The 13,814-nt window shown below is 29.5% G+C and carries 14 protein-coding genes and 1 pseudogene; 14 read left to right on the top strand and 1 reads right to left on the bottom strand.

Annotation, left to right across the window (positions count from 1 at the left end; all coding sequences use genetic code 11):
• The first annotated feature begins 1 nt into the window (after position 1).
• Together CAMP5082_RS06325 and arsB are read left to right on the top strand one after the other, a co-directional pair.
• Entirely contained in the window at positions 2-409 is a 408-nt protein-coding gene (locus CAMP5082_RS06325; RefSeq protein WP_337206238.1) for an arsenate reductase/protein-tyrosine-phosphatase family protein, read from the top strand.
• On the top strand, positions 410-1,423 hold the full coding sequence (gene arsB, locus CAMP5082_RS06330; protein ID WP_337206239.1) for an ACR3 family arsenite efflux transporter: 1,014 nt from the start codon (positions 410-412) through the stop codon (positions 1,421-1,423). It begins immediately after the preceding gene.
• Here the strand turns inward: arsB and hemW are convergent.
• Positions 1,413-2,462 (bottom strand): radical SAM family heme chaperone HemW, encoded by a 1,050-nt coding sequence (gene hemW, locus CAMP5082_RS06335; RefSeq protein ID WP_337206240.1) that lies wholly within the window; start codon positions 2,460-2,462, stop codon positions 1,413-1,415. The genes arsB and hemW overlap by 11 nt on opposite strands.
• A gap of 80 nt (positions 2,463-2,542) precedes the next feature.
• On the opposite strand from hemW, the gene CAMP5082_RS06340 reads away from it, so the two are divergent.
• The 12 genes and pseudogenes from CAMP5082_RS06340 to CAMP5082_RS06395 all read left to right on the top strand — a co-directional run.
• The gene (locus CAMP5082_RS06340) at positions 2,543-3,013 is read left to right on the top strand and encodes an RNA pyrophosphohydrolase (protein ID WP_039618104.1); all 471 of its coding nucleotides are present in this window, start codon (positions 2,543-2,545) and stop codon (positions 3,011-3,013) included.
• Positions 3,013-4,215: an aspartate kinase gene (locus CAMP5082_RS06345; RefSeq protein WP_039641297.1), complete on the top strand. Its 1,203-nt coding sequence runs from the start codon at positions 3,013-3,015 to the stop codon at positions 4,213-4,215. Before CAMP5082_RS06340 ends, CAMP5082_RS06345 begins: the two co-directional genes overlap by 1 nt.
• A complete protein-coding gene (locus tag CAMP5082_RS06350; RefSeq protein ID WP_263664135.1) occupies positions 4,216-4,752 on the top strand; it encodes a HobA family DNA replication regulator in 537 nt (178 codons plus the stop codon).
• A 41-nt stretch (positions 4,753-4,793) separates the two neighbouring features.
• Positions 4,794-5,405 (top strand): DNA polymerase III subunit delta', encoded by a 612-nt coding sequence (locus CAMP5082_RS06355; RefSeq protein WP_263725290.1) that lies wholly within the window; start codon positions 4,794-4,796, stop codon positions 5,403-5,405.
• On the top strand, positions 5,392-6,534 hold the full coding sequence (gene folP, locus CAMP5082_RS06360; protein WP_039628258.1) for a dihydropteroate synthase: 1,143 nt from the start codon (positions 5,392-5,394) through the stop codon (positions 6,532-6,534). The genes CAMP5082_RS06355 and folP overlap by 14 nt, the downstream gene beginning before the upstream one ends.
• 2 nt (positions 6,535-6,536) lie before the next feature.
• Positions 6,537-8,492, top strand: a complete 1,956-nt coding sequence (gene ligA, locus CAMP5082_RS06365) for an NAD-dependent DNA ligase LigA (protein ID WP_337206241.1) — start codon at positions 6,537-6,539, stop codon at positions 8,490-8,492.
• A complete protein-coding gene (gene tlyA / locus CAMP5082_RS06370; RefSeq protein WP_337206247.1) occupies positions 8,482-9,204 on the top strand; it encodes a 23S rRNA (cytidine-2'-O)-methyltransferase TlyA in 723 nt (240 codons plus the stop codon). Before ligA ends, tlyA begins: the two co-directional genes overlap by 11 nt.
• Positions 9,170-10,021, top strand: a complete 852-nt coding sequence (locus CAMP5082_RS06375) for a bifunctional riboflavin kinase/FAD synthetase (RefSeq protein ID WP_337206242.1) — start codon at positions 9,170-9,172, stop codon at positions 10,019-10,021. The genes tlyA and CAMP5082_RS06375 overlap by 35 nt, the downstream gene beginning before the upstream one ends.
• The gene (cmoA, locus tag CAMP5082_RS06380; RefSeq protein ID WP_337206243.1) at positions 10,011-10,715 is read left to right on the top strand and encodes a carboxy-S-adenosyl-L-methionine synthase CmoA; all 705 of its coding nucleotides are present in this window, start codon (positions 10,011-10,013) and stop codon (positions 10,713-10,715) included. The genes CAMP5082_RS06375 and cmoA overlap by 11 nt, the downstream gene beginning before the upstream one ends.
• 183 nt (positions 10,716-10,898) lie before the next feature.
• Entirely contained in the window at positions 10,899-11,489 is a 591-nt protein-coding gene (locus CAMP5082_RS06385) for a bacteriohemerythrin (protein ID WP_337206244.1), read from the top strand.
• Positions 11,490-11,497: 8 nt separating this feature from the next.
• Positions 11,498-12,076: a bacteriohemerythrin gene (locus tag CAMP5082_RS06390; RefSeq protein ID WP_337206245.1), complete on the top strand. Its 579-nt coding sequence runs from the start codon at positions 11,498-11,500 to the stop codon at positions 12,074-12,076.
• 181 nt (positions 12,077-12,257) lie between these two features.
• Positions 12,258-13,814: pseudogene (locus tag CAMP5082_RS06395) on the top strand (hypothetical protein); the annotation flags it as partial.

Below are 13,814 nucleotides of genomic sequence, written 5' to 3' on the forward strand. Positions count from 1 at the left end.
AATGAAAATAGCTTTTATTTGCGTGCATAATAGCTGCAGATCTCAAATGGCTGAAGCTTTATGTGAAAAAATGGCTACAGAACTTGGTTTAAATTTAGAGATTTATTCAGCAGGAAGTGATATTTCTAAAGAGGTCAATCCTAAAGCCATAAGGATTTTAAAGCAAAAATATGCCCTTGATATAAGTTCTTATAAGGCAAAGGGTTTTGATAGTTTACCTAAGGATTTAGATATTGTTGTAGGAATGGGTTGTGGGGTAGCTTGTCCAAGTGTTGGCGCAAGATACCATTTTGACTTTGGTTTAGAAGATCCTAGTGGTTTTGAAGATGAAGATTTTATTAAAGTAGTGGAAAGCTTGAAATTAAAACTTAAAGAGCTTTTAGAGAAAATCATACAAGGAGAGCTTTAAATGCTTGGTTTTATAGATAGATTTTTGACTTTATGGATTTTTATAGCCATGGCTTTTGGATTATTTTCAGGATTTATCTTTCCTAATATTACAAATTTTTGGGAGAGTTTTAATTATAATCAAAATAATGTTTTACTTATGGCATGTTTGGTTTTAATGATGTATCCACCTTTGGCTAAGGTTGAGTATAAAAAGATATTTAAAATTTTTTATTCTTTTAAAGCTTTAATACTTTCTTTATTTTTAAATTGGATTTTTGGTCCTATTTTAATGTTTATATTGGCTTGGGTATTTTTAAAAAATGATCTTGATTATATGCAAGGTATTATCATCATAGGTTTAGCTCGTTGTGTAGCTATGGTGGTAGTTTGGAGTGATTTAGCTAAGGCTGATAAGGAGTACACTGCTGCTTTGGTAGGTATTAATACCATTTTTCAAATTTTGTGTTTTGCTTTTTATTTGTACTTATTTTTAGAGTTTTTTCCTTCTCTTTTGGGCTTGAGTTTTCAAAATAACCTAGAAATAAGAATGGATGAAATTTTGAAAAATGTGGTAATTTACCTTGGTTTGCCTTTTTTACTAGGGATTTTAAGTAGGGTTGTTTTTATTAGTTTAAAAGGTAAAGAATGGTTTGAGCAAAAATTCTTACCTAAAATTAGTCCTATTACGCTTATTACTTTACTTTTTACTATCATTATTATGTGTTCTTATAGATCAAGTGATATTTTTAGTTTACCTTTGGATGTATTTAAAATTTGCATTCCTTTGTTTTTATATTTTGTGATAATGTTTTATGGTTCTTGGTTTATAAGTAAAAAACTTGGTTTAAACTATGAAAAAAACACAGCTATTAGTTTTAGCGCTAGTGGTAATAATTTTGAACTTGCCATAGCTATATCCATTGCATCTTTTGGTATAAGCTCATTACAATCATTTGCTGCTATTATAGGTCCATTGATTGAAGTGCCTGTTTTGATTTTACTTGTTAAATGGGCTTTGAAGTTTAAGTACTAATATACAAAGCCAACTCATCGCTTAAAAGGTAGTTAGTATTATAAAAAATTCCATTTTTATAAACTAGCTTTCCTTTTTTACTAAGAAACATTGCTTTTTCTTTTTCTAAAGGTTCTAGCTTTGTTTCATCCACTCCTATAATACTTCTAAGTCCTAAGAAAATATGCTCTAAGCGTAAATCTTTTGAATTTAAATTTTCAATCTCTCTAAAACAAGGATCATTGATATAATCTTTTAAACTTTTTTTAGTATAAAATCTTTGATTTTTTAAAAATCCTACTGCACTTAAACCACAGCCTATATAGTCTTTTCCTTGCCAGTAAGCAAGGTTGTGTTTGCAAATTTGTCCAAAATTACTGATTTCATATTGTTTATAATCAAGGTTTTCAATCGCTTTAATAAAATACTTTGCAAGACGTGGTGCATTTTTTTTAAAATGAAATTTTTTAGCAAATCTTGTCTTTTCTTCTATAGTTAGATTATAAGCACTTACATGGCTAATATCAAGTAAGGCAAGATTGGAAATTTCATAATCAAGCATTTTTTTATCATCAAGTTTTGTATCATAAATTAAGTCCAGATTAATATTATCAAATCCTGCTTTTTTTGCATTTTCTATACTAGTGAAAATACTTTTTTGATCATGAATACGCCCAAGAAATTGTAATTTTTTTTCATGAAAACTTTGTACCCCAAAAGAAATGCGGTTAAAACCTAAAATTTTTATTTCTTTAAGCCAAGAAAAATTACTCGAGTTGGGGTTTGCTTCTATGCTGATTTCACTATCTTTGTGTAAATAACTTTGTAAAAAAATAAATATTTTCTCATAAAAACTAACTTCTATTAAACTAGGCGTACCACCGCCTACAAAAACAGTCTTTATGGAATTTTTATCAAGCTTGAAAAAATCTAGTTGATATTTTATATCTTGCATTAAGGCATTTAAATAATCTTTTTCAAAGTCCTTTTTTTTAAGCGAGGTAAAAGAACAATAAAAACATTTACTTTCGCAAAATGGTATATGTATATATAAATGCATAAAACTTCTTTAAAATGTGATTATAAATTCGTATTTTTTTGTTAGAATTATATTATTTAAAAGTCAAGGATAAGAAAATCATGGAAAAAGAAAAAAAATATAGGCCAAATGTAGCTGCTATAATATTATCATCAGCTTATCCTTTTGAATGTAAAATTTTACTTGCTAAACGTAATGATATGGAAGATATATGGCAATTTCCTCAAGGTGGTATAGATGAGGGGGAGGATGCTAAAAGTGCATTGTTTAGAGAATTAAAAGAAGAAATAGGTACAGATGAGGTTGAAATTTTAGCCGAACATCCTGAGTGGATTAGTTATGATTTTCCAGCTAAGGTTGCACAAAAAATGTATCCTTATGATGGCCAAAGTCAAAAATATTTTTTAGTTAGATTGAAAAATAAAGCTGTTGTTAATTTAAATACTAAAAATCCTGAATTTGATGCATATAAGTTTGCTTCATTAGAAGATGTTTATGATATGATTAACCATTTTAAAAAACCTATATATATTAAGGTTTTAAAATATTTTAAAGAAAGGGGGTATATTTAATGCTGATCGTACAAAAATATGGGGGAACAAGCGTAGGAACGCTTGAGCGTATTGATGAAGTTGCTAAAAGAGTAGCAAAAAGTAAAAAAACTTGCGATAAGTTAGTTGTTGTAGTTTCTGCGATGAGTGGAGTGACTAATGAGCTTATCGATTTTGCACACCATTTTAGTAAAAACCCTTCAGGTCGTGAGATGGATATGCTTTTAAGTAGTGGTGAGCGCGTAACTTCATCTTTACTTGCTATTGCATTAAATGAAATGGGTTTAAAAGCCACTGCATTTTCCGGACGCAATGCAGGGATTATTACAGATGATGTTTATACTAAAGCAAGAATTGAACACATTGATACTACAAATATTAACAAAGCTTTAGATGAAGGATATATTGTAGTAGTTGCTGGCTTTCAAGGTATTGACAAAATGGGTAATGTTACTACTTTGGGTCGTGGTGGAAGCGACTTAAGTGCAGTTGCGTTAGCGGGAGCTTTAAATGCTGATTTATGTGAGATTTATACTGATGTAGATGGAGTATATACTACTGATCCTAGAATTGAACCAAAGGCTAAAAAGCTAGATAAAATTTCTTATGAAGAAATGCTAGAGCTTGCAAGTTTAGGAGCTAAAGTTTTACAAAACCGCTCTGTAGAGCTTGCTAAAAAATTAAATGTGAAATTAGTTACTAGAAGTAGCTTTAATGAAAATGAAGGGACGATTATTACTAAGGAGGAAAATATGGAACAGGCTTTGGTTAGCGGTATAGCACTAGATAAAAACCAAGCAAGGGTTACTTTAAGAAATATTGATGATAAACCAGGTATTGCTGCTGAAATTTTTGGAACTTTAGCAAATGAAAATATCAATGTAGATATGATTATCCAAAATGTCGGAGTAGATGGAGCTACAAATTTAGGCTTTACAGTGCCTGAAAACGAGCTTGATTTAGCAACTAATGCTATGAAAAAAGTTTTAGGTGCTAATGCTAATATAGAAACAGATAATGCTGTGGTAAAAGTTTCAGTTGTGGGTGTGGGTATGAAATCACATTCTGGAGTAGCTTCAGCAGCTTTTAAAGCATTGGCAAATGAAAATATCAACATACAAATGATTTCTACAAGTGAAATTAAAATTTCAGTTATCGTGCATGAAAAATACGGCGAATTGGCTGTAAGAGTATTGCATGAAGTTTATAAATTAGATGTATAAATGAGCAATAGTTTTTTAAAATTTACCCTAGAACAAATCCGAGAAAATGGTACTTATACAAGTTGGTTAGAAGAAAGGCGTCTTGAATGGTCGCCTTTGATCGCTTCTAAGTTAGCTTTGCTTTTGCAAGGTTATACTTTTATTGTGATTACTGATGATCAAAGAACGTGGTTTGAAGAGTATTTTTTAAGCCAAATTAATGCCAGTTCCACAAGACCTTTAGTGCCTTTTGTGTCTTTAAAAGGAATTTATAATAAAGCTTGTAATACCCAAGAAGATATAGATTTGCTTAATGATCTTTTGAGTATTTCTTTTCCTAATGGTTATGCTTTTTTTTATATAGGAACTAATACAGGGTTTAAATTTAAAATCGCTAATTCTAAAGCAGAAAGTATGCTTTGGCTTTTTGATGAGCAATTGCAAAATAGTTTTTATCTTTCTTCGCGTGATAAGGAATTAGACTATAAACTCATTTCTTTATATAAAGTATTTGAGCAAAGCTTAGAGGCTGTGCTTTTTTCTAAGGTAGAAATTTGAATCTAAGAAATAAAATCATTATCTATAATGATTTTGAGCTAATGCAAGAAAAGCTCACAGAAGAATATGGAGCAAAAAATCTTAAATTTTTCATACCCAAAAATCCTGACTTAGAATTAAGACTAAATGACTTAACTTATGACAAAAACGGCCAAGCAACCGCAAAAGCTATTATGAATGAAAGTTATATAGCTGAAGCACAAGCTAAAATCATTGTTATACTAGCTAAGTCTTTTCGTGAAGAAGCGCAAAATTTTTTGCTAAAACTTTTTGAAGAGCCACCAAAAAATGTATATTTTATCATCGTAGCTCCTTCAAAAAATGTTTTTTTACCTACTATACTTTCAAGATTTATCATAGAAAAACATAAAATTCAAAAAGAAAAGATGTCTTTAAATTTAGATCTTAAAAAAATGGATCTAGCTCAAATTGCTTCATTATTGAAACAATATGAAAATATAGATAAACATGAGTGTTTAGAGTTAATTAGCGCTTTAAGCCATGAATGTTTTAAACAAGATATAAAATTAAACGATGAAGAAATTGAATTTTTTTACAAAGCTTATGAGTTAGCTAAATTAAATGCAAAGCCAACTATTTTACTAAGCACCATAGCTTTAATTTTACACGAGAGAAAAAATGAAAATCATTAAAATCAATCCCAACACAGACTTTGAGCAAATTTCTAAATATATAAAGCCACATAAAGCAGGCGAGAAAATTATGAGTGAAAAAACTCAAATTCATTTTTTTCTTATCAAAGAATTAAGAGCGCCTGCTGCAAATATACTCAAACAAGATGCATTAAGAGTTGGAGCTGAGCTTGTAACACATAAAGAAGTTATACTAGGCAAAGAACATACCAATGCCTTGCTTATGGTAACGCAAGATCAAGCCAAAAAGCTTATAGAAAAAGAAAAATTACAAGATTTTAAGCTTAAAAATTTAGCACTATTTTTAAAGTCTAACTTCACTAAACCAAAATATGCAAAAATTATGGGTGTGATGAATATCAATGAAGATAGTTTTAATGCTCAAAGTAGGGTTAAAGAAAATGAAGTTTTAGAAAAAATAGAACTTATGATTTCTCAAGGGGCTGATTATATAGACATAGGTGCGGTTTCTTCAAGACCTGGTAGTGTGTATTGTGGGAAAGAAGAAGAGTTTAAGCGTTTAAAAAATACTTTAGATTTAATCTATAAAGAAAAACTTTATGAAAAATGTATTTTTAGTTTAGATAGTTTTGATGAGTATTGTTTAGAATATGCTTTAAATAAAGGCTTTAAGCTTATTAATGATATCACCGGTTTTAAAAATGAAAATTTAGCCAAACTAGCTTTAAAATACAAAGCCACTTACACACTCATGCATATACAAAATACCCCACAAAATATGCAAGATAACCCACATTATGAAGATGTGTTAGCCGAGCTTGATGATTTTTTTGCACAAAAGCTAGAAAGATTAAGTGAGCTTGGTTTAGAAGATGTGATTTTAGATGTTGGCATTGGTTTTGGTAAAAGTCCTTGGCATAATATGATGTTAATCAAACACTTAGAGCATTTTTTACGCTTTGAAAAAGAGCTTTTAATCGGAGCTAGTAGGAAAAGTGTGATAAATGCTTATTTTAATTCAAGTGTTGAGCAAAGACTAGCTGGTACGCTTTATTTGCATTTGGAGGCTTTCAAAAATGGCGCAAGCATTATAAGAGTGCATGATGTGTATGAGCATAAACAAATGTTTGAACTTGCAAAAGCTATGGATGAACTTTCTTTGGAGTAGTGATGACTTATCAAGAGTATTTAGAAAAGGTAAAATTAGCAAAAGAATGGATGAGGGCTTATTATGAAGATGATGAGCCTTTAGCGAGTGATGAAGAATACGATAAACTTATAAGAGAGTTAAAAGCATTTGAAACGCTTCACCAAGAAAAGATTTCTAAAGATTCTCCTACGCAAAATATCGCCCCGACTATACAAAGTGAATTTCACAAACTTGCACATAGTGCAAAAATGTGGTCTATGGAAGATGTTTTTGATGAAGCTGAGCTTAGAGCTTGGGCAAAAAGAGCTAAATGTGAGTTTGATTTTTTCATAGAGCCTAAGTTTGATGGAGCGAGTTTAAATCTTACTTATGAAAATGGTATTTTAATCAGCGGTGCTACAAGGGGCGATGGAGAAATAGGCGAGGATATTACTTTAAATGTAAAAGAAATATCAAACATACCTCAAAAAATTCCTTATAAAGACAAGATAGAAATTCGTGGTGAAGTGGTAATTTTAAAAGAAGATTTTGAAAAAATCAATGAAAAAAGAGCTAAAGATGGTTTAAGTTTATTTGCAAATCCGCGCAACGCAGCAAGTGGCTCTTTAAGACAGCTTGATACAAGCATTACAAAAGAAAGAAATTTAAAATTTTATCCTTGGGGAGTGGGGGAGAATTCTTTAGAATTTAGCAAACACTCTGAAGTGATGGAGTTTGTAAGAAGTCTTGGTTTTTTAAAAGATGACTTTGTTTTTTGTGTGAAAACTTTAGATGAGGTTTTAGAAAAATATCATGAGCTTTTAGAAAAAAGAGATCAAAAACCTATGATGATGGATGGTATGGTTGTAAGGGTAGATGATTTAGCTCATTGTAAGCTTTTGGGTTATACCGTGAAATTTCCAAAATTTATGGCTGCATTTAAATTTCCTGCTTTGGAAAAAACTACAACCTTGCTTGGGGTTAATTTACAAGTTGGAAGAAGCGGAGTGATCACTCCTGTGGCAGTGCTAGAACCTGTAAATTTAGATGGGGTTGTAGTAAAGTCTGCAACCTTGCATAATTTTGATGAGATAGCTAGACTTGGAGTGATGATAGGTGATAGTGTAAGTGTGATAAGAAGTGGCGATGTGATACCTAAAATCACTAAAGTTTTTACCCAAAGGCGTGATGGTTTAGAAAGTAAGATTACTAAACCAACTCTTTGTCCTGAGTGTTTTAGTGAGCTTTTAGATGAGGGTGCTTTTTTAAAATGCCAAAACTTAGACTGCAAGGCAAGACTTGTAAATTCCATTATACATTTTGTATCTAAAAAGTGTTTAAATATAGATGGCCTTGGAGAAAATATCGTCGAGCTTTTATTTAAAGAAGGAAAAGTCTCTAACATAGAAAGCATATTTTTCTTAAAATACAGCGATTTTGAAGGCTTGGAAGGCTTTAAAGAGAAAAAAATCAATAATCTTTTAAGCGCCATTGAAAATGCAAAAAAATGCTCTTTATCAAGGTTTATCACTGCTTTGGGTATAGAGCATATTGGAGAAGTGGCAGCTAAAAAGCTAGCACAATCTTTTGGCTTTGAATGGTTTATGCAAAGCTATGAAGCTTATGCAAATTTAGAAGGCTTTGGCGAGCAAATGGCTAAAAGCTTAGAAGAATTTACCCATGTTAACGCAAACCGCATTAAACATTTTTATGAAATTTTGCATTTAGAGGATGAGAAAAAAGAGCTTATTATAAATGAAAATATTTCTAATAAAACCTTTGTTATCACAGGAACTTTAAGCAAATCACGCGATCATTTTAAGGAATTAATCGAAAGCTTTGGAGCGAAAGTAAGCTCAAGTGTGTCTAAAAAAACGGACTTTGTATTATACGGAAGTGAAGCAGGCTCAAAGCTTGAAAAGGCTCAAAGTTTAGGAGTCAAGTGCATCAATGAGGCTGAGTTTAATGCTCTTTTAGGCGGTGATGATGAGGTTTGATGTCTTTGTAAGTGCAAAGTTAAACATTTCTCGTAATAAAGCTTGCGAGCTTATAGAAAACAAGCAAATTTTACTCAATGATGAATTTAAAAAAACCTCTTTTAAAATCACATCTTTAAATCCTTTAGAAGATGAGAGTTTAAAGCTAACGCTTTTAGAAGAGCTTTTTGTAAGTAGGGCTGCTTTTAAACTCAAGCATTTTCTACAAGATCATGCATTTACTATAAAAGATAAAATTTGTTTAGATATAGGCTCATCAACTGGAGGTTTTGTGCAAATTTTACATCAAAGCAAGGCTAAACATATCACAGCTTTGGATGTAGGTTCTAATCAACTTCATGAGAGCTTAAGAAATTTAGAAAATATCCAAATTTGTGAAAACACTGATTTGCGTGAGTTTAAAAGTGAAATTTTATATGATGTTATCACTTGTGATGTGAGTTTTATATCTTTAACACATTTGATTTTTCATATAGATAAGCTTGCTAAAGATCTTATCATCTTGCTTTTTAAGCCTCAATTTGAAGTAGGTAAAAATGCTAAGCGTGATAAAAACGGAGTAGTAAAAGATATAAAGGCTATTAAAACTGCTAAAGAAAGCTTTGAAAAAGCCTGTGCAAAGCTTGGTTGGATTTTACAAGTAAGTCAAGAGTCGCACTTAAAAGGAAAAGAAGGCAATGTTGAGTTTTTCTACGCCTATAGAAAAAACTAAGATCACTAGCTTAGCCATAGGGCGTTTTGATGGTATGCATTTGGGGCATTATGAGCTTTTTAAGCATTTAGATGAAAACGGAGCCTTGTTTATCATCACTAAAGAGGAAAAAGAAGCTCTAACGCCTAAGGATTTTAGAATAACTTTAGTTGATTTTCCTTTGATTTTTTGTGATTTTGAAAAAATCAAAGATTACAAAGGAGAGGATTTTTTAAAGCTTTTAAAGCAAGAATTTCCCAAACTAGAAAAAATCATCGTAGGTTATGATTTTAAATTTGGTAAAGAAAGAAAATGCAGTGCCAAAGACATACAAAGCCTTTGTGGTATAAACACTATTATTGTAGATGAGTTTAAAATTCAAAACAAAAGCGTTCATACAAGTATGATTAAAACCTTACTTAAAGAAGCAAAAGTTAAAGAAGCTAAAAATTTCCTAGGTAGGTTTTATACTATACAGGCAAATATCATCAAAGGGCAAGGCATAGGTGCTAAAGAGCTTTTTGCAACTTTAAATTTATGCGTCAAAGACTTCTTTTTACCTAAAGATGGTGTATATGCGACTTTGGTAAAGATTGAAAATAAAAGTTATCATAGTGTAAGTTTTATAGGTATAAGATCTACTGATGAAAATTTTGCTTTAGAAACGCATATTTTAGATGAAAATTTCACAAACACAAATACAAAATCAGTGGAGTTAAGCTTTATTGACTATATAAGAGCTAATGAGAAATTCAATGATTTAGCCTTATTAAAAACACAAATTGGTAAAGATATTAACAAAGCAAAAGAAATTTTAGGAAAATTAAATGAAAGATGAAATTTTTAAAAAACCCTTAGAAAAACAATTTGAATTTGATAAAAGTGTAGCAAGCGTTTTTGATGATATGGTGTCAAGATCCGTGCCTTTTTATACGCAAAATTTAAAACTCATAGTCGAACTCATAGATCATTTTACACCGCAAAATGCAAGAATTTGTGATCTTGGTTGTTCTACGGCTAGTTTATTGCTTGCACTTTATGAAAAAAGAAAAGATTTCCTTTTAAGTGGGGTTGATGAGGCTAATGCTATGCTAGAGATTGCTAAAAGTAAATGCCAAGCCTTTGGAGCTAGGGTGGAATTTCATCAAAAAAATTTAGATGATTTTGAGTTTTTTAAAAATGATGTTTTTATAGCTACTTATACTTTACAGTTTATCCGCCCACCTAAAAGACAAGAGTTAGTTGATAAAATCTATCAAAACCTAAATGAAAATGGTATGTTTGTGTTTAGTGAAAAAATTCTATATGAAGATGTAAAAATAGCTAAAAAAATGATACAAATTTATGAGCAATATAAACTAGAGCAAGGTTATAGCAAGCTAGAAATTTCAAGCAAACGAGAAGCCTTAGAAAATATCCTCATACCTTATACTCAAAATGAAAACATAACTATGCTTAAAAAGGCAGGATTTTCTAAAGTAGAAAGTGTATTTAAGTGGGTAAATTTTGAAACTTTCATAGCTTTTAAATAAAATATTTTCAATATAAAAGTTAAAAATATTAGCTTAAAAATTATATTTATAATTATAAATATCTTACAAATTAATTTTTCTACTATTGCAAACATTTATAATTTATTATATAATTTGGTTATTTTGTTATACTTATTTATGTTTATTTTTTGGTTGTATTTTTTTATTAAAAAAAGGGCTTTTATGATTAAATGGTCGAAAGAATATAGCGTGCATAATAAAACCATTGATGAGCAGCATAAAGTTTTATTTGATATAGCCAAAAAGGCTTATCTTATAGCAGAAAATCATGCAAGTATTAGTGAAATCAAAAGTGTTTTGATTGAGCTTTTTGAGTATATTAAAACTCATTTTAAAGATGAGGAGGCTCATATGCAAAATATTGCTTATCCTGGATTAGAGCAACATAGAAAAATCCATCAAGAAATTACAACTTCATTAATCTCTTTAGTGAAAAACATTAAAACTGTAAATGATTTCAAAGAAAAACTTAATGTAATTACAGAAAAATGGCTTGTAGAACATATATTAAAAGAAGATATGAAATATCATAGATATGAAAAACAAAAACAACAAAAAACCGATGAGGTAGATTTTGATAAGGATGAAAATTTAACTGTAGAGCATTTTGTTGAAGAAACACCAAAATATGTTGTTTATATTTGTGGTTGTGCAAATGAAAAGCATAAAATCCCTCATCGTGTTCATTTACAAATTCTTAATGGTGTAAAATATAACTGCAAAGTTTGTAAAAAAAATATTCGCATTGCTTAGGATGTCTTATGGAAGCATTTCCAATATGGAATGAAAAATTCAGCATTGAAAATGCAGATATTGATTTGCAACATCAAACTCTTTTTGCTTTAGCAGAAAAAACCGCTAATCTTTTAAATAGACATATTTATAAAGCAGAAGTCAAGGAATTATTGGGTGATTTTTTTGATTATATGCGAACCCATTTTAAAGATGAAGAAGATTATATGTATTCTATAAATTATCCGTATTTATCAGAACACAAAGCAATGCATAAGAAAATTATCAAAGACATGAGTGTATTGCTTAGTGAATGTTCTAGTACAAATGATCTTAAAGAAAAGCTATATAAGATAGTTTCAGTATGGCTTTTAGAACATATAGCAGAACATGACATGAGAATTAGTAAATTTAAAAAAAGTTTAGATAAAAAAGATTTAAATCAAAAACAGGTGCAAGAGAGCAGTGATAAATTTGAGTATATTTGTGCTTGTAAGGATATGATTCATAAACTTGATTATGGAGTGCATATTAAAATAAAATATTTAAATATAGCTTATAAGTGTAAAAAATGCTCCAAAGAATTAGTTTTTAATTATATAGAATAATTTTTCCAATATTAAATATAAAAATTATAAAATAAAAATTTATAATTTAGATAATTTTTATTCATAAAATTATTATTAAGAATAATTTTATGAATAAAATATTAATATTACACTCATTATCAAAATATACATAAAACAGCTATATCCATTTTTTATATCAATTTTACGAAAGGGTTTTTTAATGAATAAAAATTTATCTAAAAAATGCTTTATGGGGGGGGGTAGTAGCACTTTATTAAAACTCTATTTTATCACTATCATCTCTTTAAGCTCCCTACAAGCAGCCACCCAGGCAAATTATGATAAAGCTTCTAATGCTTATGTTATTAAAGAGCATAAATTTAATAATAATGATGTATATGATTATAATCTTGATACCTATAAATTTATCAACGGTGTGAATTATTATGGACAATTTTCTACTAATAAAAATATTTCGGATACTACTTTGATTTATGATAATCCTAAAAATAAGGATTATTTTAGGTTAAATTTAAAAGAATCACAACAAGACATACTCACTCCAAGTATTAAAGAAGATATTTTTGTAGTTAATGGCTTTCATAGTACTAATTTATCTAATACCACATTACATCAAACTAGCTATATACCTTTTTTAGTTTCTGCTTATACTTTCAATGCAAAAGCAAATAATAATACCTTAGTATTAAAAGCAGGGGAATTATCTTCAGTATATTATTTAAAACCTACTGATAAAGAAGTAATCAATCCTAAAGCTAGTGGTTTAGATAATAAATATAATTTTTTAATCACTCCAGCTATAGCTAGAAAAGGTGAAGTAAGTAATAATACTTTAAATTTCTTAAAAGATGCCTATGTGAATATGGGTGTTGAAAACACCTATACCTTACCTTTAAATGGTGCTCCTTATATCTTAGGTGCTTTTGGTGTAGATGCTAATGCTAATAATAATACAGTTATATTAAATAAAGGTGTAAAAATAGACTTTCATACTACCCCTTACAAAAAAAATATATTTGGAGAATTAGAATTTGATGAAAGGGCTACTCATATAATAGGAGCAATTACTTATAATGGCAATGCTAAAAATAATAAGGTTATTTTAGATGGAGCTTCTTTATTAGTACATGGTCCAACAGATTCTTATTCTACATTATCATGGGCGCATTTTGGAGGGGCCTTTGTGGATGTTAATAATAATCAAAGTTATGAAGTAAGTAATAATTCCTTGATAATCAATGGGATAAAATTAGGATTAAAAGTAGATACTAAAAATACCCCATTAGCTTATAATGCCATCTTAGTAGGAGAAATCTATGGAGGTAAAATCATACAAGGTAATGCTTATAAAAACACTATAGATATAAAAGACTTACAAACCTTATTAGCATTAAATACTAATGTAGAAGTAAAAGCACTCTTAGACTTTTATGCAGGTGTAACTAATAATGGTATAGCTAATGATAATAGTATTAGCATTAATCTAAAAAAGCCGCTTGCTATTAACTATAATTTCATTGGAGCTAATGAGTTTAATCTTTATGGTGGGGTAGCTACTAAAGGAGCTAATAATAATAGTATTAATATCAATGGGGATTTTATTAAATCCTATCAATTGGAAAACCATCAAGATAAAATTCAAATCACAGCAGCACAAACTCTAAGTTCTAAAGCAAATAATAATAGCATTGTTATTAAAAACTCAAATATAGCTATACCTTTATACTTATATGGAGTAAGTAAAGCTAGTATAGAT

It is taken from the genome of Campylobacter sp. LMG 17559, assembly GCF_024723605.1.
Classification (GTDB): domain Bacteria; phylum Campylobacterota; class Campylobacteria; order Campylobacterales; family Campylobacteraceae; genus Campylobacter_D.

Coding starts and splice junctions, on each gene's coding strand:
- CAMP5082_RS06350 (WP_263664135.1), top strand. CDS start 4,216: ATGAGCAATAGTTTTTTAAAATTTACCCTAGAACAAATCCGAGAAAAT.
- ligA (WP_337206241.1), top strand. CDS start 6,537: ATGACTTATCAAGAGTATTTAGAAAAGGTAAAATTAGCAAAAGAATGG.
- arsB (WP_337206239.1), top strand. CDS start 410: ATGCTTGGTTTTATAGATAGATTTTTGACTTTATGGATTTTTATAGCC.
- CAMP5082_RS06340 (WP_039618104.1), top strand. CDS start 2,543: ATGGAAAAAGAAAAAAAATATAGGCCAAATGTAGCTGCTATAATATTA.
- cmoA (WP_337206243.1), top strand. CDS start 10,011: ATGAAAGATGAAATTTTTAAAAAACCCTTAGAAAAACAATTTGAATTT.
- CAMP5082_RS06355 (WP_263725290.1), top strand. CDS start 4,794: ATGCAAGAAAAGCTCACAGAAGAATATGGAGCAAAAAATCTTAAATTT.
- CAMP5082_RS06345 (WP_039641297.1), top strand. CDS start 3,013: ATGCTGATCGTACAAAAATATGGGGGAACAAGCGTAGGAACGCTTGAG.
- hemW (WP_337206240.1), bottom strand. CDS start 2,462: ATGCATTTATATATACATATACCATTTTGCGAAAGTAAATGTTTTTAT.
- tlyA (WP_337206247.1), top strand. CDS start 8,482: ATGAGGTTTGATGTCTTTGTAAGTGCAAAGTTAAACATTTCTCGTAAT.
- CAMP5082_RS06325 (WP_337206238.1), top strand. CDS start 2: ATGAAAATAGCTTTTATTTGCGTGCATAATAGCTGCAGATCTCAAATG.
- folP (WP_039628258.1), top strand. CDS start 5,392: ATGAAAATCATTAAAATCAATCCCAACACAGACTTTGAGCAAATTTCT.
- CAMP5082_RS06375 (WP_337206242.1), top strand. CDS start 9,170: ATGTTGAGTTTTTCTACGCCTATAGAAAAAACTAAGATCACTAGCTTA.
- CAMP5082_RS06390 (WP_337206245.1), top strand. CDS start 11,498: ATGGAAGCATTTCCAATATGGAATGAAAAATTCAGCATTGAAAATGCA.
- CAMP5082_RS06385 (WP_337206244.1), top strand. CDS start 10,899: ATGATTAAATGGTCGAAAGAATATAGCGTGCATAATAAAACCATTGAT.